Below are 22,305 nucleotides of genomic sequence, written 5' to 3' on the forward strand. Positions count from 1 at the left end.
GAGCTTTTTTCGGATGAACTCTTACGTGAACATGGCTGCGGGGGCCCTGCTCGGCACGGTCTTCGTCATGATGTCTGTGTCAATTGCCTCGGAAGGCCTATTTCATTCCAAGACCCCGGAGAAGCCGGGCTTCGCCATCGTTGCCGAGGAAGCGCCCGCTGCTGGCGGTGCAGCTGCTGCGGCACCAGCCGCCGTTCCGATTGCCCAGCTTCTGGCCAAGGCCGATGTTGCAGCCGGCGAAGCGGCGTTCAAGAAGTGCACGAGCTGTCACAGCGGCGAGAAGGGTGGTCCCAACAAGGTCGGTCCGAACCTGTGGGGCGTGGTGTCTCGTCCGATCGCATCGCATGAAGGCTTCAGCTATTCCGGTGCCATCAAGGATTTCTCCAAGGGCGGCAGCGTAAAGTGGGATTATGAACACCTGAACCACTTCCTGGCCGGTCCCAAGGCTTACATTTCCGGCACCGCTATGGGCTTTGCCGGTCTGAAGAAGGATGATGAGCGCGCCAACGTCATCGCCTATCTGCGCTCGCTTGCTGACACGCCGGTGCCGCTTCCGGATCCGGCCGCTCCGGCGCCAACCAACTGATCAGGTTGGAACGATCAAACGAAAGCCCGGCTCGAGTCGGGCTTTTTAGTATCTGCCCTCTACATAATTTTAGCTAAGGGCCCAGGCCCAGAAGGTAACCGTAACCACCCCCAGCATGGTCGTCATGGTGATGACGGACGCCGCAATGCTCTGGCCGGAGCCGAAACGGGTGGCAATGATCCAGGCATTGATGCCTGTCGGGACGGAAGAGGTCAGCACCATCGCTGCCGTCCAGGGTTTCGAAAGCCCCAGCAGATGCGCGAGAGCAAACACGCAGGCTGGAAGCAGCATGAGCTTCAGGACTGCCATGGCTGCGGCCAGCGCCAAATTGCCCTTTATCGGGTATTTGCGCAGCGTCATGCCAAGTGAAATCAAGGCCGCTGCCGAGGTCACAGCCGCGATCTGATCGATAACGCTCTTCAACACCACAGGCATGGCGCCGATGCCTGACAAATTGAACGCGGTCCCCAGCGCCAGCGCGATCACCAGCGGATTGCGGGCGAGATTGGCACCGACCTGTCGCAGAACGGCGGCAATGCCGAGACCACCTGCGCCGTCGACCTTGGCTGTCGCGTGTTCCATCAGGATCGTCCCGGCAATCATCATCATCGGTAAGTGCACGGCAAGCAGGATCGAGAGCGCCACCAGACCATCATCGCCAATGGAGCGGCCGACCAGCGGAAGGCCGATGAAGACATTGTTGGCGAAGGCGCCGGACATTCCCGAGACGACACCGATTTTGGCATCGCGCTTGAAAAGATGTGTGGCCATCAGGTGGCCTATCGTCCAGGTCACCGTCACGCCGCCGAAATAGGCGACCCAGAGCCGAAAAGGCGAGGCGCCGTGAAAATGGGCTTCGGATAATGTCCTGAAGATCAGGGTGGGAAGCGCCACCTTGTAGACGAACTCGCCCAACGCGTCCCCGGTCACCTCTCGCAGGAGGCCTGTCTTCGCCAGTACCCAGCCGATCAGGATGAGCAGGAAAACGGGAGCGACATTGGTGAAGACGGCGGACATGAGGCAGGACTTTCTGAAGCTTTACTTCACTAGCCCATTCTGCCGGTCATCTCAAACAGGATGTCCTTGTTCCCGTTGATTTTTCGGATCAGGTCACGATGCCCATGGCGGCAGCACCAATCAGCACGATGCCGAGCAGAATGCGGTAGATGACGAAAGGCCAGGTGGAGAAACGTTCGAGGAACCGCATCAGGCCCCAGATGGCGATCAAAGACGAAATGCCGCCGGCGATCAGGCCGACCGCGAGGATGGCCCAGCCATGTCCGTCGAGGGAAAGCTTGTGCAGTTCCCAGACTTCCTTCAAGCCCGCCAGCAGGATCGCCGGTAGGCCAAGCAGGAAGGAGATGCGTGCCGCTTCCTCGCGCTTGAAGCCGAGCGCCAGCGCTGCAGTGATGGTGGAGCCCGAACGGGACACGCCGGGGATCAGTGCGCCCACCTGGGCCAGGCCCACCAGCAGCAGATCGAGCGGGCGCACGCTCGGCATGTTGCGCCGGTGCTTTGCCAGAACTTCGGTTGCGGCCAGAAGGCAGCCCATGACGATGCACGAAATGCCGACCGCCCAAATGCTGCGCAAGGGGGAGCCGCAGCTGTTGAGGCTGTGGGAAAGGGCGAGGCCGGCCAGCACGATCGGGATGGTGGCAATAATGATCCACAGCACCAGCTGGAAGCTGAAAGCTTCGAAGTCGCGCTTGCGGATGGCGGTGACTGAGCCGGTCAGCAGGCCGAAGATATCCTTCCAGAAATAGCTGATCACGCCCACCAGCGCTGCCATCTGCATGGCGGCGGAAAAGGCGGCACCCGGGTCCGGCCAGCCGAGGAAGGCTGGTACCACGCGCATATGCGCACTCGAAGAAACTGGTACCAGTTCAGTGATGCCCTGCAGGATGCCGAGGAACGCCGTCTGCCCGAAACTCAAATCGACGAAACCCGTTGCCGAGCCCGTCACGCATGCTGCATCTGTCATGTCCCCGTCTCTCCTGTGCTGGCATTTTCCGGCGAGTATGATCCCGCGGTATCCCCGTGCCGTTTCAATGCGCGATCATGGCGGAACGAAGACTGGTGCCGTTGTTTATCCGTTCAGCATGATAGCTTTGCGCCACTGCATGTGGATGAATTTTTCCTGTCTCTCAACAAGCCATTTTCTCGAGCGGATAACCGGTTTTTCCTTTCCTTCAACTTTGAAAGCGATAATAGGAAACTGTCCAGACATCCCGGAGATTGAAGCCTGCATGAGCAAGTTCGACGTTCTGACGATCGGTAATGCGATCGTGGATATCATTTCGCGCTGCGAAGATCGTTTCCTCACCGAAAATGGTATCATCAAGGGGGCCATGAACCTCATCGATGCAGAACGGGCCGAGCTTCTCTATTCGCTGATGGGTCCGGCCCATGAAGCTTCCGGCGGCAGCGCCGGCAATACGGCAGCGGGTGTCGCAAGCTTCGGCGGCCGCGCTGCCTATTTCGGCAAAGTGGCCGAGGACCAGCTGGGCGAAATTTTCAGCCACGATATCCGTGCGCTCGGCGTTCATTACCAGACAACGCCGGAAGGCACCTTTCCGCCGACCGCCCGTTCGATGATTTTCGTCACGCCGGATGGCGAGCGCTCCATGAACACCTTCCTCGGCGCCTGCGTGGATCTGGGGCCCGAGCATGTGGAAGAAGAGGTCGTGGCGCAGGCGAAGGTGACCTATTTTGAAGGCTATCTGTGGGATCCGCCGCGCGCCAAGGAAGCCATTCGCGAGAGCGCCCGCATCGCCCATGCCAACGGTCGCGAAGTTTCCATGACGCTCTCCGACCCCTTCTGTGTCGGCCGCTATCGCGACGAGTTCCTGGATCTCATGCGTTCAGGCACAGTCGATATCGTCTTCGCCAACAAGCAGGAAGCGCTGTCTCTGTACGAGACCGAGGATTTCGAACTGGCACTCAAGAACATCGCGGCTGATTGCAAGCTCGCCTGCGTGACGCTGAGTGAAGAAGGCGCCGTGATGGTTCGGGGGAGTGAGCGTGTGAAGGTCGATGCCATCCCGGTGGAAACGGTTCTCGATACGACCGGTGCCGGTGACCTTTTCGCCGCCGGTTTCTTGTTCGGTTACACAAACGGCAAGGATCTCAAGACCTGCGGCGATCTCGGCTGCCTGGCGGCCGGTATCGTCATCCAGCAGTTCGGTCCGCGCCCGATGACCTCGCTGAAGCAGGCTGCTACGGAAAGAGGCCTTATTTAAAGGCCTCGCCCGGATAGGCGCCCCAGATCTCACCCTGGTTGACCCAGCCTTCCACACCTTCGGTCTTGGCTTGGCACCAGTCGCCATTGCACTGGCGGATATGCATGATGACGCCGGGTTCCAGCTTCGCGATGATCTGCGCGGAGCTTTGCGGCTCCTTGCGCAGGTTCACATAGACGTCCTTGCCCTTTTCCCGCATCCACGGGGCGGCCAGCGCGGTGCGGTCACCGGAAAGAAGCGCCTGGTTGACCCAGCCTTCGGTGCCTTCGGCATCGCGCACGCGGCGCCAGTTTTCGTATTCCTGGATCACCTCCATCGGCAAACCTAGGCGGGTATACATCCACGAGACGGCGTAATCCGCGCTTGGCCCGATGCGAATGTTCACGCGCTTGGATTTAAGGCTCACGAAGCGGGGAAGTGGCAACCCACTGGCACCTTTGCCTGCGCCTTGAGCGTAAGCGGTCGGTGAGGCGACGGCGGCGCTGAGCAGGGAGGCTACAACAGCCAGACGGAGAACGGAAAAGTTTAGGCGCATGAACAGTCTCTCGGTGGTCTTCAGGCACAGCTGCCAGCACGTCCCGACGGTCGACCGGCAGGGACGACCTCTTCGAAAGACCGCTTGGGTGTTGCCAGAGGTTTTGCCCAGAGGTTTTGCAAGAGGTTTCGTTTGTCTTCGCCGACGGGTCTGTTAGAAATTGCCTGATTGAGCAAGTGTCGCCCAACTTGGTTAACGACCTCTGAACGGTTCGTCGAAGGACGCCATGACACCCAGGAAGAAGCCCAAGGTCTACATTACCCGGAAGCTGCCCGATGCGGTGGAAACCCGCATGCGTGAGCTTTTCGATGCGGAACTGAATATCGATGACACGCCCCGCAGCGCTGACGAACTGCTGCGCGCGGTCACAACGGCAGAGGTCCTCGTGCCCACCGTGACCGACCGTATTGATTCGGCGCTGATCGAGTCCGCCGGACCGCAACTGAAACTGATCGCCAGCTTCTCGAACGGCGTAGACCATATCGACGTGGACGCCGCCGCTAAGAAGGGAATCACCGTCACCAACACGCCGAATGTGCTGACGGAAGACACCGCCGACATGACCATGGTGCTAATCTTTGCGGTGCTGCGCCGGCTGATCGAAGGTTCGCGCGTGCTGACGGAAAAGCCAGGCGCCTGGTCCGGCTGGTCGCCCACCTGGATGCTGGGTCACCGCATCAGCGGCAAGCGCATCGGTATCGTCGGCATGGGGCGGATCGGAACGGCGGTCGCCCGTCGCGCCAAGGCGTTTGGCCTGTCGATCCATTATCACAATCGCAAGCGCGTCAATCCCGCGACCGAGGAGGAGCTGGAGGCAACCTATTGGGATAGCCTTGACCAGATGCTGGCCCGTGTCGACATCGTTTCAGTCAACTGCCCCGCCACGCCGGCGACCTTCCATCTCTTGTCGGCGCGGCGGCTCGCGCTCATGCAGCCCAGCAGCATCATCGTCAACACGGCGCGTGGCGACATCATCGATGAGGCGGCGCTGATCCAGCTCCTCAAGGACCACAAGATTGCCGGTGCGGGCCTGGACGTGTTCTCCAACGAGCCGGTCGTCAATCCGAAGCTGTTGAAGCTGGCACAGGAGGGCAAGGCGGTGCTTTTGCCGCATATGGGGTCTGCCACCATCGAGGGCCGCATCGACATGGGCGAGAAGGTCATCATCAATATTCGCACCTTCTTCGATGGTCATCGTCCGCCGAACCGCGTGCTTCCCGGGAGGCTGTAACAGCCTTCCTCTTAGCACCTGAGAAATCCAGTTTCTAACTGCGCGCGTAGAAGCCTTCAAAACGAAAGGAGATGACCATGGCAAAGGGTCTATTCTCGATCGCGATGGGGCTGGCAATGCTGACGGTAACGGGAACGGCGGACGCTGCGGATCTTGTTCTGGAGAAATACTTTCTCGGGAAGACGAAGGCGGAAGGCAGCTTCGGCGCCATCAACGGCGTCAGCCGCGACTTCACCGTCAACCTGACGGGTCGATGGGATGGCAAAACGCTGACGCTTCGGGAAGATTTCCATTTCTCGGATGGCGAACGCGACACCAAGACCTGGCGCTTCCGCAAGACGTCAGAAGGCCGCTATAGCGGCACCCGCGAGGACGTAATTGGTGAAACGCAGGTTGTCGTTGACGGTAATGTCGCGCGCTTCAACTACCTCGTGAACCTGGGAACGCCCACAAAGCCCAACAAGGTGCGCTTCTATGACAAGATGGAACTGCGCAGCGATGGCACCGTGTTGAACACGGCGCTGGTGACCAAATACCTGTTTCCGGTCGCCCGCACCAAAGTGCTGTTTCGCCGTTGACTAGAGCGCTTTCTGCATCTCGATCGAGGTGGTGCGGTCAAAGCCAGCATGGCGGTTCTCTGAAGTCTTGGCGAATCCAAGGCGACCAAAGGCAGCATGGTTTCTGGTCAATTCGATCCGCGTTTCCAGGCGAAGCCGAGTGAGTCCCAAGGCCCTCGCATGATCCTCGGCTGCGGCCACCAATTGTCTCCCGAGGCCCTGGCCTTGCGCTGATGGTGCGACGGCAAGTTTACCGATGTAGAGACAATCCGGCTGTTCCACCTTGCAGAACACGCATCCCAGGATGGTCCCATCATCCACGGCGAGGAAGCAGGTTTCATCAACGGCCTTCTGCGCCAGCGACTGCGGTGTCAGACGGTGCGCTGAGGAGGGCGGATCGATGACGCCATCCATGTAGGCAAAGGATTCCATCACCAGTGAGAGCAGGCCTGTCCAATCCTGAAAATCGGCGGGCAAGGGAATGATGCGGATCATGCGGCAGACGTCTTCTTGCGTTTGGCGTAATGGATGGTGTCGAAGCGGGCAGAAAGCGCGTTGTAGAGCAGCAGGCGGCCGACCAGGGGTTCACCGACACCTGTGATGACCTTGATCACTTCCATCGCCATCAGCGTGCCGATCACACCAGTCAGTGCGCCGACCACGCCGGTTTCGGCGCAATTGGGCAGCAGCCCTTCCGGGGGACGAACCGGGAAGAGATCGCGGTAGGTGGGGTTTGGCGTGCCGTCTGCTCCGCTTTCATAGGGTTTCAACACCGTCAGCGTACCATCGAAACGGCCGACCGCGCCCGTCACGAGCGGCACCTTTGCCGCTTCTGCCGCATCAGCCGCCGCATAGCGCGTGTCGAAATTGTCCGAGCCATCGATCAGCAGGTCGAACCGGCCGAGATGGTTGGCCGCGAAAGCCTCGTCGAACCTCTCCTCGAAGCGGATTACCCGCACATGCGGATTGAGTGCTGCAATGGCATCCGCCGCACTTTGCGTCTTCAATTCGTTCAGCGTGCCGGAATCATGGATCACCTGCCTTTGCAGGTTGGAGAGCGACACCCGGTCGTCATCCACGAGGCCGATCGTGCCCACGCCGGCGGCGGCAAGATAGAGAAGCACCGGCGCGCCAAGACCACCGGCGCCGATGACAAGTACGCGCGCCGCCTTCAACTTCTGTTGGCCAGTGCCGCCGATTTCGGGCAGCAGAATGTGGCGCTTGTAGCGTTCGATTTCGTCAGATGAGAGCGGTTCCATGGCGATATCCTAGCACGGCCAGACGGTGTGCAATCATTTATTTCGAGACATGTCCCTGATGAACTGTGAAGAATTGCGCTCGCTCACCCAGCGCGGAAAACATGGCGCGGTCCGTGCCGGTCATAAAAGCCTGGCCTCCGAGATCATGCACGAGATCGAAGAGTGCGGCGCGCCTACCTTCATCCAGATGCGCGGCAATCTCGTCCAGCAGCAGCACCGGCGCATGGCCGGTCATATCAGCCGTCAGCCGCGCATGGGCAAGGATAAGGCCAACGAGTAGCGCCTTCTGCTCGCCGGTCGAGCAGCGATCGGCTTCCATGTTTTTTTCCCGATGACGGACCATAAGGTCCACGCGGTGCGGGCCAGTCAGCGTGCGGCCTGCGGCGGCATCGCGGTAACGCCCGTCGCGCAACTCTGCGAGAAACACCTCTTCGAGTTCGGCAAATGGGCGCGCCGCCTCATCATCGAGGAAACCGGTGAGGCTTAGATCGGGCGAGGGGAAGGGTGTTGCGGCGCTGCGGGCAACGAGCGCGGTCAGAAGATCCAGCATTTCACGCCGGGCTGCTGCCATGGCAATGCCAAGCTCTGCCATCTGCACCTCGATGCCTGTCAGCCAGGCCGGGTCGAAACGGCCTTCGGAGAGAAGCCGGTTGCGGCTGCGCATGGCGCGCTCATAATCGGCTGCGCGCCGGCCATGCGCCGGATCGAGCGATAGCACCAGCCGGTCGAGGAAGCGTCGGCGGTCAGAGGAGCCGCCGGTAAAGAGCCCGTCCATGGCCGGCGTCAGCCACAGCACGCTCAAATGATCCGTCAGTTCCTCGACGGATTTCACCGGCGTTCCGTTGAGCCTCAGGCGCCGCGCGACCGTTTCGCCATCGGCATCGATGCCGGTGCCGATCGCCACCTCGCCCTCGCGCCCGTCCACATCCGCAAAGACGGAAAATCCGCCCGACGCACCGACGCGGGTGACGTCGGAAAGCACAGCACGGCGAAGCCCGCGGCCCGGAGAGAGGAAGGAAATCGCCTCCAGCAGGTTGGTCTTGCCGGAACCATTGTCGCCGGTCAGCACCACATGCCGATCATCGAGCGCCAGCGATACGCCCGCATAATTGCGGAAGTCCGTCAGCTTCAGCGTCGATAGGGAGGTCTTGTGCGGCATCGGGTCTTGCATCGTCCTGTTGCGGCAGCAGCTAATAGCATGTGATGCTCAAGGCAAGTGGCAGGCGTTTTGTTGAAGAGAATGACGAATGACGTGCAGTCACAGGAACATCGTCATGTGATCCATGTTAGGGTGCGCTAAATGTCCTCAAGGGTCAGGAGAACCCGGATGCGTGATGAAACGGAACTGACACCGGAAGAGGCCCGCAGCGACCATTGGGAGATGCTGCGATTTCTGGGTTTAAATGCCGGTTTTGGAATGGCTCTGGGCTCGCTGGTCGCTTTCGCGCTCGTCTACTTTGACCTCGGTGAGATCGGCACAAGGCTTGAGCGTTCTGCCACCCCCACGCTTTCCTTCGCCATGATGGCCATGCCGCTGGCGCTGACATTTGGTGCCTGCGTCACCGCATCGGCTGTCATGCTGATGCCCTATAAACGCAAGAGAGAGCGGTAGAGCCGAGAGAATTGGCTCTTCCGCTCCTCTTCGAGTTCAGGTAGAGCCAAGCCATGTCTGACACTGATCGCATCACCCAACTGGAAGAAACCGTCGCCTATCAGGCCAAGACGATCGATGAGCTGTCTGAACAGTTGGCCGAACAGTGGAAAGTGCTTGAGCAGACCCGCACCAAGCTTGACCGCCTGACCGAGCGATTTCTATCCCTTGAGGAGGCTTCGCTGGAAGCACCAGCGATTACCAAGCCGCCGCATTATTGAGAGCCTTTGCTACTGCGTCCGCAGGCCCTTTGCAAATTGCCGTGCCGCCTGGCGCAGATCTTCATCAGGCCTTTCAAGCCGGTCCATAATCAGCCGCGCAACGGCAAAACTTGCTATTTGTTCGCCCGCGATATCCGTGTCGATCCAATCCGCCAAGTCCCCGCGCTGCTGGTGGTGTTTCAGGATCGCACCGATCCATTCATAGCGATCGGTCATGTAGTTTCCGATCGCCAGTGCTGAGTCCGGGTTGGACTGGGCCTCCGCGACGATCGACCTGTAGATCGCACCAGCGGGCGAGTTGCGCCAGTGGTTGATGAGCCCCTTCAGGAACAGAAAGATATCCTCTTCCAGTTTACCCGTATCCGGCATTCGCAAATCAGGCTTCTGGAGTTCGTAAATTGCGAGCAGAAGCGCGCCTTTCGAAGGCCACCAGCGATAGATTGTCGGTTTGCCTGCACGCGCCCGTCGCGCCACAGCCTCAATGGAAAAGCCGGCAAGCCCCGCTTCCGTGATGATGGCAGTTGCTGCATCCAGTATGGCATCACGGCTCTGCAGGTTGCGCTGCGCGCCAATCGAGGTTCTGCGCGATGTCTCGGTCATGGCATCCTCGTAGCATGAAAACCTCTTGAGCCAAATATGAACTCCATATAAAACGAAACGGTCCGTTTCATATGGAGCAAGGGATGCAGGACCCCCGTAGCAAAGCCACAACCGACCGGGCAGCCCATGCTGCCGGTGCGGAACACGCGCATGCGCATAACCATCCCCATTCTCATGCGCATCATGTGCATCTGCATCCCGTACCACCCCCGCCGCCTGCGCCGCATCGACTGCGGCTTGCCCTGGTGCTGATGCTCTTCGTCTACCCTGTCATCACTGGGCTGCTTTATATCCTCGTTCCGCTGACAGAGGGGTGGGCAACCTGGCATCGCACGCTGCTGATCACGCCGATCATGGTCTCGGCCATCATGTTCGTGGTGACGCCCCTCATCCTGCGTTACCTACACTGGCTGGTGGTGCCGCGCCGCCGCATTCCGTAACGGCTGGAGCCGGCAAGCCGCGAAAGCCACCTTTGATATTGATCAAGACCCCCTTTCGTGTTGCCGGTCTATAAACCGGCAGCTTCAGGTTTTTCAGGTGGCTTCAGTCTTGCTCGAATTCACGCTCTCGATCCTGCTTCTGCTGGCAACGCCCGGCCCAACCAATACGCTGATGGCACTGGCGGGCTATCAACGCAGTTGGCGCCGGGCCGCACCGCTGATCGGTGCAGAGCTTTGCGGCTATCTTTTAGTCATCATTCCGGTCGCAACCTTGGCAGCTTCGCTTTTCGAAGAGTGGCCGCAGCTTGCGCTCTGGACCAAGCTCCTTGCCGGCCTTTGGGTCCTCTATCTCGCGGTGAAACTCTGGTCGTTCAAATCCGGCGCGGGGGAGGCCAGAGCAGTGGATGCCCGTTCGGTGCTGGTCACCACCTGCCTCAATCCGAAGGCGCTGATTATCGGGCTGGTGATCATGCCGCATCAGGGGCTGGCAGCCTTGCTGCCCTGGCTTAGCCTCTTCTCGGCCCTGGTGCTTGCCGCTGCCAACGGATGGATCGCTTTCGGCACGCTTCTGAGCAAGGGCATGCTGAAGCGGGCGAGCCCGGCGGTGATCAGCCGCGCCGCTGCCGCAGGCCTCTTTGTGTTCGTGATGATCTTGGCGGGGGCAAGTCTCAAGGGATTGGCGTAAGGCCCCGGTATCCCTGATTGACGAATCGGCACCGCCTTTGCATCATGCCTTCCGCGCGGCTCACGCCAAACCTCCCCGGACCTTCCCCAGCATGGTCCCTTAGCGGAGGCAAAGGGAATAGGTTCTCGAGCCATTTGTCTTGGTCCGACCGTTACGGATGAATTGCTGGGGAATGCGTCCGCAACGCGAGAGGCCTGATCATGACAAGGAATGCCAACTTCAAGCGCCGCGTCCGCGCCCGTGCGGCAAAAACGGGCGAATCCTACACCACGGCACTCAGCCACATCCGCAAGAGCGAACCCGTCGATCTGGCACGGCCCGTCAGGTCGCTGCGGCTCGCTGTGGCGCAAACAACGACCTATGACGATCCCCGTGATATCTCGCAACTGCGCGCGGCAGGCGTGGAGATCCGGCGGCTGATGCAGGCATCAAAACAGGCGGGGGCACGCCTCCTCCATTTGCCTGAGGGTGCCACATGCTCTCCCAACAAGCGCATCATGTCTTCGACCGGTCGCCATCCGATTGGCCCCTCGGACTGGAGCCGCTTCGAATGGGCGGTGCAGCGGGAGGAGTTGAATGCGGTCCGACTACTGGCGCGTGAGCTGGAGCTCTGGACCGTGCTTGGGGCGGTGCATCAGCTGAGTGGGACACATCGCCCCTACAACTGCCTCTATGTCATTTCCGACAGCGGCGAATTGGTGACACGGTACGACGAGCGCATGCTGTCGAATACCAAGATCTCGTTCATGTACTCGCCGGGAACGGTGCCGATCACATTCGAGGTTGATGCCGTCCGTTTCGGGCTGTCTCTTGGCATGGAGGTCAATTTCCCCGAGATCTTCAGGGAGTATGAGCAGATGGATGTGGATTGCGTGCTGTTTTCCACCACAGGAGGCACCGTGGAAAGCGATGCCGCTTTTGCCATTGAAGCTCAGGGCCATGCCGCCAGCAATCGGTATTGGGTAAGCTTCGCAACCTTGGCCAAGGGTGAGGCCGCCTTGTCGGGAATAGCCAGGCCTGAAGGAGGCTGGGCGGCACGGTGCAACCTGCCGGAGACCCCCTCCATCGCCGTTGCTGACATTGAGCTCAATGGTGACGAATTGGCGCGCCCCTGGCGGCGTCAGGCGCGTCTCGGTCTATATCGGCCCTATCAGGTGGAGGGTGATATCCGCAGCGACGATCGACTGGCGTTTTAGGAGCCTGCCGTGCGGCGGTGGTTTTCCGTCCGCACAGGTGCAAAGGAAAAGCCTCGGGCGTTTGCTGCACCCGAGGCTCGATTGGTAGCATATCCCGGCCCTTCGCTTTGGGCTCAGTCGCTCCTGGCTACGCCCCGGCCCTTCACTTTGGCTCAGGGCGTTCGCTGCTCAAAACGTGCCACTGGCACGTTTTGCCGGCTACGCCGTCGCAGCTCACCCCTCAAAAAATTCCTTCATGCGGGCGAAGAAACCCGTCGATTCCGGATTGTTTTCCTTGGACGAGATCTCCTCGAATTCCTGCAGCAGTTCGCGCTGGCGCTTGGTCAGCTTCTGCGGCGTCTCGATCTGGATCTGGATGTAAAGATCACCCGTCTGCGATGAGCGCAGCACCGGCATGCCCTTACCCTTCAGGCGGAACTGCTTGCCGGGCTGCGTACCCTCAGGCACGGAAACACGCGACTTGGTGCCATCAAGCGTTGCCACATCGAAGGTGCCCCCGAGCGCTGCCGTCGTCATGGAAATCGGCACGGTGCAGTAGAGATCGGCGCCATCGCGCTGGAAGAACTCATGCGGCTTGACCGACAGGAAGATGTAGAGATCGCCCGCCGGGCCACCGCGTGCGCCGGCCTCGCCTTCGCCCTGCAGGCGAATGCGGGTGCCATCCTCAATGCCCGATGGAATGTTGACCGAAAGCGCCCGCTCTTCCGTCACACGGCCCTGGCCGTGGCACTTTGTGCAGGGATCGCTGATCGTCTGGCCCCGACCGTGGCAGGTCGGACAGGTGCGCTCGACCGAGAAGAAGCCCTGGCTGGCGCGCACACGGCCTGAACCGTGGCAGGTGCCGCAGGTCTTTGGTTGCGTGCCGGGCTTGGCACCGGAGCCGGAGCAGACATCGCAGGTGATCGCGGTTGGAACGCGGATCTGCGCCGTCTTGCCGGCGAACGCCTCTTCCAGCGTGATTTCCATATTGTAGCGAAGATCGGCGCCGCGTTCGCGGCCACCGGCAGAGCGACGGGCACGGCCGCCGCCCATCATCTCGCCAAAGATGTCTTCGAAAATGTCGGAGAAGCCGCCCGCCGCGAAACCACCGCCGCCGCCGAAACCGCCGCCGCCCATGCCGCCCTGCTCAAAGGCTGCGTGGCCGTAACGGTCATAGGCTGCCCGCTTCTGCGGGTCCTTCAGCGTCTCGTAGGCCTCGTTGATTTCCTTGAACTTCTTTTCGGCTTCCGCGTCACCCGGGTTCTTGTCGGGGTGATATTGCATCGCGAGCTTACGGAAGGCGCTTTTCAGCTCCTTCTCGTCAGCGGTCCTGCCGACACCCAGGGTTTCGTAAAAATCAGCTTTTGCCATGGAGGTAACGGCTCCCGAAAGGGTTCCGGCTGCACGAGGCAGCCGGATACTTGTACGCGATTACAACTTCAGACTACCGTCAGGCCGACTTCTTGTCGTCCTTGATTTCCTCATAGTCGGCATCGACAACGCCATCCTCATGCTTGCCGCCGGCGGATGCGCCGCCTTCAGCCTGCTGGGCTTCATAGATGGCCTGGCCAAGCTTCATGGACGCTTCCATCAGCACCTGCGTCTTGGCCTGGATGTCGTCACCGTTCGGCTCGGAAGCTTCGATGGCCGTCTTCAGGTTGGCAATGGCGTCTTCGATCGCCTTGCGGTCGGCTTCGGAAACCTTGTCGCCATATTCCTTCAGAGACTTCTCCGTGGAATGAACGAGGCTTTCGGCCTGGTTCTTGGCTTCAACAGTTGCACGGCGCTTCTTGTCTTCCTCGGCATGAGACTCTGCGTCCTTCACCATCTTTTCGATGTCAGCGTCGGACAGACCACCAGAAGCCTGGATGCGGATCTGCTGTTCCTTGCCCGTGCCCTTGTCCTTCGCGGACACCTGCACGATGCCGTTCGCGTCGATGTCGAAGGTCACTTCGATCTGCGGAACGCCACGCGGCGACGGCGGCAGGCCGACGAGATCAAACTGGCCGAGCAGCTTGTTGTCGGCAGCCATTTCACGTTCACCTTGGCTGACGCGGATCGTCACGGCCTGCTGATTGTCTTCAGCGGTCGAGAAGACCTGGCTCTTCTTGGTCGGGATCGTCGTGTTGCGATCGATCAGACGGGTGAAGACGCCGCCGAGCGTTTCGATGCCGAGCGACAGCGGGGTCACGTCGAGCAGAAGAACGTCCTTGACGTCGCCCTGCAGAACACCGGCCTGGATGGCTGCACCCATGGCGACCACTTCATCCGGGTTCACACCCTTGTGCGGCTCCTTGCCGAACAGCTGCTTGACGACTTCCTGCACCTTAGGCATGCGGCTCATGCCGCCGACCAGAACGACTTCATCGATTTCAGCGGCTGTCACGCCGGCATCCTTGAGCGCTGCCTTGCACGGCGCAACGGTGCGCTGGACGAGATCGTCGACCAGGCTTTCGAACTTGGCACGGGTCAGCTTCAGCGTCAGGTGCTTCGGGCCGGAAGCGTCTGCCGTGATGAAGGGCAGGTTGATTTCCGTCTGCTGCGACGAAGACAGCTCGATCTTTGCCTTTTCGGCAGCTTCCTTGAGGCGCTGCAGAGCCAGCTTGTCGGTCTTCAGGTCGATGCCGTTATCCTTCTTGAACTCGGCTGCGAGGTATTCGACCAGACGCATGTCGAAGTCTTCACCGCCGAGGAAGGTGTCACCATTGGTGGACTTCACTTCGAAGACGCCGTCGCCGATTTCGAGAACCGAGATATCGAAGGTACCGCCGCCAAGGTCATAAACGGCGATCGTCTTGCCGTCCTTCTTGTCGAGGCCGTAGGCGAGCGCGGCAGCCGTCGGCTCGTTGATGATGCGCATAACTTCAAGACCTGCAATGCGGCCTGCATCCTTGGTGGCCTGGCGCTGCGCGTCGTTGAAGTAGGCAGGAACGGTGATGACGGCCTTTTCGACCTTCTCGCCGAGATAGGCTTCAGCCGTTTCCTTCATCTTCTGAAGGATCATGGCCGAGATCTGGGCGGGAGAATAATTCTTGTTCTGGGCTTCGACCCAGGCGTCGCCATTGTCGCCCTTGACGATGTGATAAGGCACGAGGCCCTTGTCCTTCGCGACAGTCGGGTCATCGAAGCGGCGGCCAATCAGGCGCTTGACGGCAAACAGCGTGTTGGTCGGGTTGGTGACGGCCTGGCGCTTGGCCGGCTGGCCCACAAGGCGCTCGCCATCGTCCGAAAATGCCACCATAGAAGGCGTCGTGCGCGCACCTTCTGCGTTTTCGATCACCTTGGAGTCCTTGCCGTCCATGACTGCGACGCAGGAGTTGGTTGTGCCAAGGTCAATGCCAATTACTTTTGCCATGTCTTCTCTCTCCTTGAAGCGAACTGTCGGAACCCCTTGAAGGCATTCCACTGACAGTTCCTTGACTGGAATGGATTCGCAGCATCGGCTGCTGTTATGCCGGGTATATAAGGACGGGTTTTTCTGACTGCAAGGCGAGAAAGAGCCCGACTGTCAGCAAAAATAAGCCTTTGACGCCGTCTTTTAAGAGGGGCGCGCCACCTTTGGTAGGGCATGTCCCAGCTTTAAACGCCAAAGGCCTTGGATGCCTGCTTTTCTATTGACCCATGATGAGATCAAGAAGGGTGGTCTGCTTGGAGTGGCCACGCTGCGAACCGCCGCCCACATCGGCTGGCGGAACCGGTCCACCCCCCACGTCTCCGGGTGGGATCGGTGCATCCGTCGGGCCGCGATAGGTGCGATAATCGCGGTAGTCTCTCGCAGGTATTTGGGACGGTGGCGCGATATATCCGCCTTCTTCAGCAACGGCAGCGCTCTCTTCAGCAGGCGTCGGCGCCGCTGGATAGCTGCGCGGGTCACGCGCCGGCTGCGTGCCGGACAACAACTGCCCCGGTCCACCAAGCTGTTGCTGTGGCTGCGGTTGTGCCGGTTGCTGTGAAAGCAGTGCCGGATCGTTTGCTGGGGGCGGTGCGACGGGCAGGCCCACCCCGTAGAGCGGCGTCGGCTTGTAGCCCTTCAGCGCGGCCGTCATATAATTCTTCCAGGCCTTGGCGGGCAGGCCGCCGCCGGTCACCTTCTTCATCGAGGTGCCGTCATCATTACCGAACCACACGCCCGTGGTCAGCGTGCTGGTAAAGCCGACGAACAGCGCATCGCGGAAGGATTGCGTCGTGCCGCTCTTGCCCGCCGCCTGCCAATCCGCCAGCCGTGCCGCCCGGCCGGTGCCCTCGGTCAGCACATGGCTCATCATGTTGTTCATGGTCGCCACGATGGTTTCGTTCAGCACGCGTGGCGGGTTGGAGAAATCCGCGTCGTAGAGAACCTTCCCATTGGCGTCGGTAATGCGGGTCACCAGATGCGGTGTTGCCTTGAAACCGCCATTCATGAAGGCGGCATAGGCAGACGTCAGCTCCACCAGCGTAACTTCCGATGTGCCAAGCGCGATCGAGGCATTGGCCTGCAGGTCCGATTCGATCCCGAGGCGATGCGCCAGCGTGATCACATTGTTCGGCCCCACCTGCATCACGAGCTGGGCAGCAATCGTGTTCAGCGAATGGGCAAGCGCTGTCGCTAGTGTCACCGGCCCACGATATTTCTGATCGAAGTTCTCAGGGGTCCAGTTGCCGATCTTCACGGGACCATCGTTCAGCACCGTATCCGGACGGTAGCCCGCCTCAAGTGCTGCCGCATAGACAAACGGCTTGAAGGCCGAACCCGGCTGGCGCTTCGCCTTGGCTGCGCGGTTGAACTGGCTCTCAGCATAATCCTTGCCGCCGACGACGGCGCGGATGGCGCCCGTGGCATCGACCGAGACGAGAGCGGCCTGCGAGGCATTCTGTTTGACACCCTCGGATTTCAAAACCTCGAAGAGGGCTTTTTCTGCTTCCTTTTCCAGGCGCAGGTCCAGCGTCGTCTGTACCGTGACATCCGTCTTTACTTCGCCGATCAGAGATTTCACCTCGTCCATCACCATGTCGGCCGCATAATGCTGCGCCCCGGTCCAGTAGCTGCGCGCCTTGGTTGGCGGCTGCGACATGGCTGTCATGGCTTCCTGATCGGAGATGAAGCCGGACTCCCGCATGGCGCCGAGCACCAGTTGCGCGCGCGTTTCCGCCGCCTGCGCGTCGCGCGCCGGGGAAAGCTTTGTGGGTGCCTTCAATACACCGGCAAGGATCGCCGCTTCCCGCAGGTTCACATCCTTGGCCGATTTGTTGAAGTAGCGGCGGGAGGCAGCTTCGACACCATAGGCATTCGAACCGAAGAACATCCGGTTCAGATACATGGTGAGGATCTGGTCCTTGGTGAACTTGCGCTCCAGCCATAGGGATAGAAGCACCTCCTGAACCTTGCGCTCGAAGGTGCGGTCCGGTGAGAGGAAGAGGTTCTTGGCAAGCTGCTGCGTCAGCGTCGAGCCGCCCTGGATGCTGCGGCCCGTCAGGTTGTTGACGAAGGCACGGGCAAGTCCCAATGGGTCGATGCCGAAATGGGAATAGAAGCGCCTGTCCTCAATGGCCACGACCGCTTGAGGAATGTAGGGGGACATCTCTTCTAGCGCCAAGGCCTCGCCGCCGGTCGCACCACGGTTCGCCAGCAGGCTGCCGTCCAGCGCAGTGATCTTCACGTTGGGCGGACGCTCGGGGATGGACCATGTGCTGGCATTCGGCATGCGTGCACCATAGTAAAGAACCAGACCGCCAATGCCGATGCCGACCCAGATACCCAGCACGATCGACCAGTAGATCATCGAACGGATGAAACCGAAGAAACCGCCGCTGCTACGCGCTTCGCGCCGCTTGCGTCGGCTCCGTGGTTCGCGCGCCTCGCGCGGTTCCGGCTCTGCAGTCCGGCGTTGCGCTTTGCGGCTGGCAGGCCCCGTGATCCGCTCCTCGGCTTCCACCTGAAAGCCGTCATCCTCGTCCTCGTCACCGAAAGACGGATCGACCCTGTGCTTTCCGGATTTATGTCCTGATGCCATAGGTTACGGCCACGCTCCCCAGCTTGTGCCCCATCGGACCGGTTACACGCATCGCGCGCTGACCGGATATCTGTTTGGATAGACGGAAAAGACCATGAGGCGGCGCAATCAAGCTGCCTGCTCCTGCCGCCCCGTCCACGGACCTCGTGAACTGTAAATGCGGCGATTTAAGGGGAAGTTAAGAATACTTTAAGGAGGCGGATATAGCTTTTCATTCCGTAACAGTCCGCGGCAGTCGATGCTAGGATTTCTACCAATGCGTGTGATTCGTCACCTTGAAACTGCAGTTTGTCAAGGAAATCCGCGATGTTTAGATTGTTCTAATTCATCCGTAAATAATAGTAGTTGCCAATCCCCGGCCGTTAACTCTACTGTTGGGACTAGACTATGATCGTCCAGTTTGAACTGATCTTTGCTTTCGAGTGAAGATGCCATCCGGGGTGGGGTTGGTGCGATGAAGCGGATGTAGCATGGAGGCTGCTCCGATGGAGGTTGTAATGCGAACGCAGGTGGTCAGACGCCCTGTGCATCCTCACCAGTTGTCTCTGCTGCAACAGGTCTTTGATGAGGCATGTGCACGATACAATATCGACAAGGATAGTCCCGACGGCGAGGCCTTGGCCTTGATCCTCGTCAACTCATTGCAAAAAGGTATGAGCGAACGTGAGGCGCTTGCGCATCTCGCGACGGCTTTGGCCGACAATATCTGACGCTCCCCTCGCATCCATTAGTCTCATATCAAGTCAATCGGCTGGTGGCATCTGCCATAGCCCGGCATTCATTTCTTGGAACCAAAATTGGACTTGGCAGTTGACCGGGCTCTTGAACACCCTCAATAGCCAGGAGACTGAGATGGTAGAGCCGGTAGGAAACTTCAGGTCGGCAGGTTCGCACGCCGAGATGGCCGCGGGCCAAGCGGAAGATGCGGTTAAGGCAGAAATTTCAGCCCTGCGGGCAGAAATTGCCAGCATCCGTGAAAGTCTGTCTAGGTTCGGTGGTGAGGCTTACGACAACGTTTCGCGCACTGCCAGTCAGGCTGCTACCTATGTGCAGGAAGAGGCCACATCCGTCGCCGGCGTGATCCGAGAGCATCCCGCAACGGCAACCACGCTCATGACGCTGATTGGTGCCATCGGCTTTGCCATCGGTTATGTGGTGGCATCTGCCCAGGCCGAGCAGAAGGAAGCCTGGTACCGTCGCTATTACTGATCTGTTGGTGTCTGACAGACATCGACCCAGCTGGCGCCGGTCAACTGCGCCAGCCTTTCCGGCGAAATCCGAACAGCAGAATTGGTAGCACCGGCTGCCGGAACAACTTCTGCGTAGGCCCGGATGGACACGTCGCAATAAATGGTGAGCGGCTTTGCGAGGCCGAAGGGACACACGCCACCGATAGGATGGCTGGTCTGCTCGACCACTTCCTCTCCCTGCAGCATGCGCGGCTTGAAGCCAAACCGGTCGCGGAATTTGCGATTGTCGAGGCGGCTCATGCCCGACGCAACAAGCAGGATCACCTCTTCACCCGCACGCAGGCAGATGGTTTTGGCGATCTGATCCGGTACCACGCTATGGGCTTCTGCCGCCATGGCAACCGTTGCGGAACTTTTGTCCGTGACGATCACATCGATGTCCGGCGCATGTGCTGCGAAGAAGGCTTGAACTGATTCGAGGCTCATACAGTGAGCCTATCTATGCGGCAGAGAATCAGCAAGATCACCAAAGCCATGCGAAAATTGCATTGCTGCAGTGCGATAAAGAGACTGTTTTTTAAGCTTTGATGGCGTATATTCCAACCATCGACGGACGCACTCCTCCTCCCAGTGTTCGTCGAGGGGACTGACAACACCTCCTCCTCCCAGTTGTCAGTCAGTTTTAGAAACCCGGCGCACCTCCTCCCGCGCCGGGTTTCTTCCGTTTTGGGCCTTGTTCTCTTCATCTATGCGAAACTGAGCATGGTCTCAGCCGCTCTCCGGCTGCGCCTTGACATCCAGAGGGCCTCCCTCTACCTCCTTCGCATCGATATTTGTTTGACAAGCGGGACTACGCGCCAAGGCGCAAAGACGACCTTTCTTCAAATACGACCACCGAGCTTTCCCGTCAGGGACGGCTCAAAGATACACGTTGCGAAGGAAAGGCATCGTTATGGCAACTGGTACCGTAAAGTGGTTCAATGCGACCAAGGGTTTTGGCTTCATCCAGCCGGATGATGGCGCTCAGGACGTTTTCGTTCACATCTCTGCCGTTCAGCGTGCTGGCCTCACCGGCCTGTCCGACGGCCAGAAGGTTGAGTACGAACTGGTGACCGACAAGCGCTCGGGCCGCGTTTCCGCAGACCATCTGCAGGCCGCCTGATTCGGCCCCCCCCTCTTTCGAGAGAACAATTTTGGAGGGCGCCCTTGCAATCGCGGGGCGCCCTTCCCATTTTCGGATCAAGCGCATGTCGTGAAGATCCAGCGGCGTAAATCGCCGCGCCATCCCGCACTTCAGGTTGATGCCGTTAACGGAATGTTAACCAAGTGCAGGGATGATGAGGTCATGCTGTTAAAGCGGATCCTGCTTTACTCACGATATGCAACCCCTTGATGCCTGTGACCACGGATGTACTGGCGCGATGCATGAGGGGTGGGAAAGGTCGGGCTTGCCCGGCCTTTTTGCGTTTTTGGCTTTTCGTTCGGACAGAAAACAGAAAGCGGCTTGCGCTGGGCAAGCCGCCTTGGCTGCCGGATCACAGCGCGTCGAGAATTCGGATCCAGGACCGGATGCCCTTGTGGAAGGACTGAAGGTCATACTTCTCGTTGGGGGAATGGATGCGGTCGTCGATCAGGCCATAGCCCACGAGAAGCGAATCCATGCCGAGATAGGTCTGGAAGTCGCCGACGATTGGGATGGAGCCGCCCATGCCGACGACGACGGCGGCCTTCGGCCATTCGTCCGAAAGGGCAGCCTTGGCCTTTGTGAGAACCGGCGAGTCATAGGCGAGCTGAATGGCCGGCGAGCCGCCATGCTCGTGGAACTCGACCGAGCAATCCGCCGGGATCTTGGAGCGGATATAGGCGCGGAAGCTATCGCGGATCTTGGCCGGGTCCTGCTCGCCGACCAGGCGGAAGGAGATTTTCGCGGAGGCCTTGGCGGCAATGACAGTCTTGAAGCCTTCGCCCGTATAGCCGCCCCAGATGCCGTTCACTTCGCAGGTCGGGCGTGCCCAGGTCAGTTCCAGAACCGAGCGTCCCTTTTCACCTGACGGTTCGGAGAGGCCAACTTCACCCAGGAAGCTTTTCGCGTCGCGGCCAAGCGTCGCCCAGCTGGCCTTGATGTTCTCAGGTGTTTCTTCCACGCCGTCATAGAAGCCCGGTAGTGTGATGCGACCGGTCTCGTCGCGCAGACCCGCCAACGCGGTCGTCAGGATATGGATCGGGTTGGCGGCGGCACCGCCGAACAGGCCGGAATGCAGATCGCGATCGGCCGCATGAACCGTGATTTCCTCACCCACGAGGCCGCGTAGCGTTGCCGCGATCGCAGGCGTCTCGGTATCCCACATGCTGGTGTCGCAGACGAGGGCGTATTCCGCCTTCAATTCCGCCGCATTGGCTTCCAGGAACGGCTTCAGCGATGGCGAGCCAGACTCCTCTTCGCCTTCGAACAGGATGGTGATCTTGACCGGCAGCGAGCCCTTCACATCCTTATAGGCGCGGCAGGCTTCCAGGAAGGTCAGGAGCTGACCCTTGTCATCGGATGTGCCGCGGCCGGTGATGATCTTACGACCGCCCTCCAGTTCCTTGATGGCGGGCGCGAAGGGATCGTTTTCCCAAAGCTCAAGCGGATCTACCGGCTGAACATCGTAATGGCCGTAGAACAGCACGTGCGGCGCATCGGCCCGATCGGCATCGTGATGGGCGACGACCATGGGATGGCCGGGCGTGTCACGGACGGAGGCGGTGAAGCCCAAATCCGTCAGTGCTTTCACCAGCCATTCGGCCGCTTTGCGGCAGTCGGCCTTGTAAGCCGGGTCTGTGGAGATCGAGGGAATGCGGACGAGATCGAACAGCCGTTCCAGGCTGGCATTGAGGTTCGCGTCGGCTTTCGCGAGGATAGGGGAGAGATCGGTCATGCGGATATTCCTGCTGTCGAATGCATGG

At 59.9% G+C, this 22,305-nt stretch carries 24 protein-coding genes; 12 read left to right on the forward strand and 12 right to left on the reverse strand.

Features of this window, described 5'->3' with window-relative positions; genetic code table 11:
- Positions 1 to 13 precede the first annotated feature (13 nt).
- Complete coding sequence (locus Q2T52_RS00530) at positions 14 to 586, forward strand: c-type cytochrome (RefSeq protein ID WP_302074733.1); 573 nt, start codon at positions 14 to 16, stop codon at positions 584 to 586.
- 69 nt (positions 587 to 655) lie between these two features.
- On the opposite strand, the gene Q2T52_RS00535 is transcribed toward Q2T52_RS00530, so the two are convergent.
- Both Q2T52_RS00535 and Q2T52_RS00540 read right to left on the reverse strand, forming a co-directional pair.
- A complete protein-coding gene (locus Q2T52_RS00535; protein ID WP_302074734.1) occupies positions 656 to 1,603 on the reverse strand; it encodes an AEC family transporter in 948 nt (315 codons plus the stop codon).
- Between the two features lie 88 nt (positions 1,604 to 1,691).
- Complete coding sequence (locus Q2T52_RS00540; RefSeq protein ID WP_302074735.1) at positions 1,692 to 2,567, reverse strand: undecaprenyl-diphosphate phosphatase; 876 nt, start codon at positions 2,565 to 2,567, stop codon at positions 1,692 to 1,694.
- A 265-nt stretch (positions 2,568 to 2,832) separates the two neighbouring features.
- Here Q2T52_RS00540 and Q2T52_RS00545 point away from each other — a divergent pair, with 265 nt between their 5' ends.
- The gene (locus Q2T52_RS00545; protein ID WP_302074736.1) at positions 2,833 to 3,825 is read left to right on the forward strand and encodes an adenosine kinase; all 993 of its coding nucleotides are present in this window, start codon (positions 2,833 to 2,835) and stop codon (positions 3,823 to 3,825) included.
- Here Q2T52_RS00545 and Q2T52_RS00550 read toward each other — a convergent pair.
- Positions 3,818 to 4,360, reverse strand: a complete 543-nt coding sequence (locus tag Q2T52_RS00550) for an SH3 domain-containing protein (RefSeq protein ID WP_302074737.1) — start codon at positions 4,358 to 4,360, stop codon at positions 3,818 to 3,820. The genes Q2T52_RS00545 and Q2T52_RS00550 overlap by 8 nt on opposite strands.
- A 226-nt stretch (positions 4,361 to 4,586) precedes the next feature.
- On the opposite strand from Q2T52_RS00550, the gene Q2T52_RS00555 reads away from it, so the two are divergent.
- A complete protein-coding gene (locus Q2T52_RS00555) occupies positions 4,587 to 5,591 on the forward strand; it encodes a 2-hydroxyacid dehydrogenase (protein ID WP_302074738.1) in 1,005 nt (334 codons plus the stop codon).
- Positions 5,592 to 5,668: 77 nt separating this feature from the next.
- On the forward strand, positions 5,669 to 6,169 hold the full coding sequence (locus tag Q2T52_RS00560) for a DUF3833 family protein (protein WP_302074739.1): 501 nt from the start codon (positions 5,669 to 5,671) through the stop codon (positions 6,167 to 6,169).
- Here Q2T52_RS00560 and Q2T52_RS00565 read toward each other — a convergent pair whose 3' ends face one another.
- Genes Q2T52_RS00565 through recF form a run of 3 tightly spaced genes read right to left on the reverse strand, consistent with a single transcriptional unit; the run spans position 6,170 to position 8,566 of the window.
- Positions 6,170 to 6,643 carry a GNAT family N-acetyltransferase gene (locus tag Q2T52_RS00565; protein ID WP_302074740.1) on the reverse strand — a complete coding sequence of 158 codons (474 nt, stop codon included), beginning with the start codon at positions 6,641 to 6,643 and terminating at the stop codon, positions 6,170 to 6,172.
- Entirely contained in the window at positions 6,640 to 7,407 is a 768-nt protein-coding gene (locus Q2T52_RS00570; RefSeq protein WP_302074741.1) for a molybdopterin-synthase adenylyltransferase MoeB, read from the reverse strand. The genes Q2T52_RS00565 and Q2T52_RS00570 overlap by 4 nt, the downstream gene beginning before the upstream one ends.
- Positions 7,408 to 7,444: 37 nt before the next feature.
- Positions 7,445 to 8,566: a DNA replication/repair protein RecF gene (gene recF / locus Q2T52_RS00575; RefSeq protein ID WP_302074742.1), complete on the reverse strand. Its 1,122-nt coding sequence runs from the start codon at positions 8,564 to 8,566 to the stop codon at positions 7,445 to 7,447.
- 168 nt (positions 8,567 to 8,734) lie between these two features.
- On the opposite strand from recF, the gene Q2T52_RS00580 reads away from it, so the two are divergent.
- Both Q2T52_RS00580 and Q2T52_RS00585 read left to right on the forward strand, forming a co-directional pair.
- Complete coding sequence (locus Q2T52_RS00580; protein ID WP_302074743.1) at positions 8,735 to 9,019, forward strand: hypothetical protein; 285 nt, start codon at positions 8,735 to 8,737, stop codon at positions 9,017 to 9,019.
- A 53-nt stretch (positions 9,020 to 9,072) separates the two neighbouring features.
- Positions 9,073 to 9,279, forward strand: coding sequence for a SlyX family protein (locus Q2T52_RS00585; RefSeq protein ID WP_302074744.1), 207 nt, complete (start codon positions 9,073 to 9,075; stop codon positions 9,277 to 9,279).
- A 9-nt stretch (positions 9,280 to 9,288) separates the two neighbouring features.
- Here Q2T52_RS00585 and Q2T52_RS00590 read toward each other — a convergent pair whose 3' ends face one another.
- On the reverse strand, positions 9,289 to 9,879 hold the full coding sequence (locus Q2T52_RS00590) for a TetR/AcrR family transcriptional regulator (RefSeq protein ID WP_302074745.1): 591 nt from the start codon (positions 9,877 to 9,879) through the stop codon (positions 9,289 to 9,291).
- 83 nt (positions 9,880 to 9,962) lie between these two features.
- On the opposite strand from Q2T52_RS00590, the gene Q2T52_RS00595 reads away from it, so the two are divergent.
- From Q2T52_RS00595 to Q2T52_RS00605, 3 genes are all read left to right on the forward strand, one after another.
- Positions 9,963 to 10,319, forward strand: a complete 357-nt coding sequence (locus Q2T52_RS00595; protein WP_302074746.1) for a putative antibiotic biosynthesis monooxygenase — start codon at positions 9,963 to 9,965, stop codon at positions 10,317 to 10,319.
- A gap of 97 nt (positions 10,320 to 10,416) precedes the next feature.
- Entirely contained in the window at positions 10,417 to 11,004 is a 588-nt protein-coding gene (locus Q2T52_RS00600) for a LysE family translocator (RefSeq protein ID WP_302074747.1), read from the forward strand.
- 200 nt (positions 11,005 to 11,204) lie between these two features.
- Positions 11,205 to 12,200, forward strand: coding sequence for a carbon-nitrogen hydrolase family protein (locus Q2T52_RS00605; protein WP_302074748.1), 996 nt, complete (start codon positions 11,205 to 11,207; stop codon positions 12,198 to 12,200).
- Between the two features lie 213 nt (positions 12,201 to 12,413).
- On the opposite strand, the gene dnaJ is transcribed toward Q2T52_RS00605, so the two are convergent.
- From dnaJ to Q2T52_RS00620, 3 genes are all read right to left on the reverse strand, one after another.
- On the reverse strand, positions 12,414 to 13,550 hold the full coding sequence (gene dnaJ, locus Q2T52_RS00610; RefSeq protein ID WP_302074749.1) for a molecular chaperone DnaJ: 1,137 nt from the start codon (positions 13,548 to 13,550) through the stop codon (positions 12,414 to 12,416).
- A 79-nt stretch (positions 13,551 to 13,629) separates the two neighbouring features.
- On the reverse strand, positions 13,630 to 15,534 hold the full coding sequence (gene dnaK / locus Q2T52_RS00615) for a molecular chaperone DnaK (protein WP_302074750.1): 1,905 nt from the start codon (positions 15,532 to 15,534) through the stop codon (positions 13,630 to 13,632).
- A gap of 256 nt (positions 15,535 to 15,790) precedes the next feature.
- The gene (locus Q2T52_RS00620) at positions 15,791 to 18,169 is read right to left on the reverse strand and encodes a transglycosylase domain-containing protein (protein ID WP_302074751.1); all 2,379 of its coding nucleotides are present in this window, start codon (positions 18,167 to 18,169) and stop codon (positions 15,791 to 15,793) included.
- 470 nt (positions 18,170 to 18,639) lie between these two features.
- Here Q2T52_RS00620 and Q2T52_RS00625 point away from each other — a divergent pair, with 470 nt between their 5' ends.
- Together Q2T52_RS00625 and Q2T52_RS00630 are read left to right on the forward strand one after the other, a co-directional pair.
- Positions 18,640 to 18,879: a hypothetical protein gene (locus tag Q2T52_RS00625; RefSeq protein ID WP_302074752.1), complete on the forward strand. Its 240-nt coding sequence runs from the start codon at positions 18,640 to 18,642 to the stop codon at positions 18,877 to 18,879.
- A gap of 142 nt (positions 18,880 to 19,021) precedes the next feature.
- Complete coding sequence (locus Q2T52_RS00630; protein ID WP_302074753.1) at positions 19,022 to 19,378, forward strand: hypothetical protein; 357 nt, start codon at positions 19,022 to 19,024, stop codon at positions 19,376 to 19,378.
- Here the strand turns inward: Q2T52_RS00630 and Q2T52_RS00635 are convergent.
- Entirely contained in the window at positions 19,372 to 19,845 is a 474-nt protein-coding gene (locus Q2T52_RS00635) for a YbaK/EbsC family protein (RefSeq protein WP_302074754.1), read from the reverse strand. The two genes, Q2T52_RS00630 and Q2T52_RS00635, sit on opposite strands and share 7 nt — an antisense overlap.
- A 466-nt stretch (positions 19,846 to 20,311) precedes the next feature.
- On the opposite strand from Q2T52_RS00635, the gene Q2T52_RS00640 reads away from it, so the two are divergent.
- The gene (locus tag Q2T52_RS00640; protein WP_302074755.1) at positions 20,312 to 20,521 is read left to right on the forward strand and encodes a cold-shock protein; all 210 of its coding nucleotides are present in this window, start codon (positions 20,312 to 20,314) and stop codon (positions 20,519 to 20,521) included.
- Between the two features lie 373 nt (positions 20,522 to 20,894).
- Here the strand turns inward: Q2T52_RS00640 and Q2T52_RS00645 are convergent, their stop codons facing one another.
- Positions 20,895 to 22,277: a dipeptidase gene (locus tag Q2T52_RS00645; protein WP_302074756.1), complete on the reverse strand. Its 1,383-nt coding sequence runs from the start codon at positions 22,275 to 22,277 to the stop codon at positions 20,895 to 20,897.
- Positions 22,278 to 22,305 lie beyond the last annotated feature (28 nt).

It is taken from the genome of Rhizobium oryzicola, from assembly GCF_030504645.1.
Taxonomy (GTDB): Bacteria; Pseudomonadota; Alphaproteobacteria; order Rhizobiales; family Rhizobiaceae; genus Neorhizobium; species Neorhizobium oryzicola.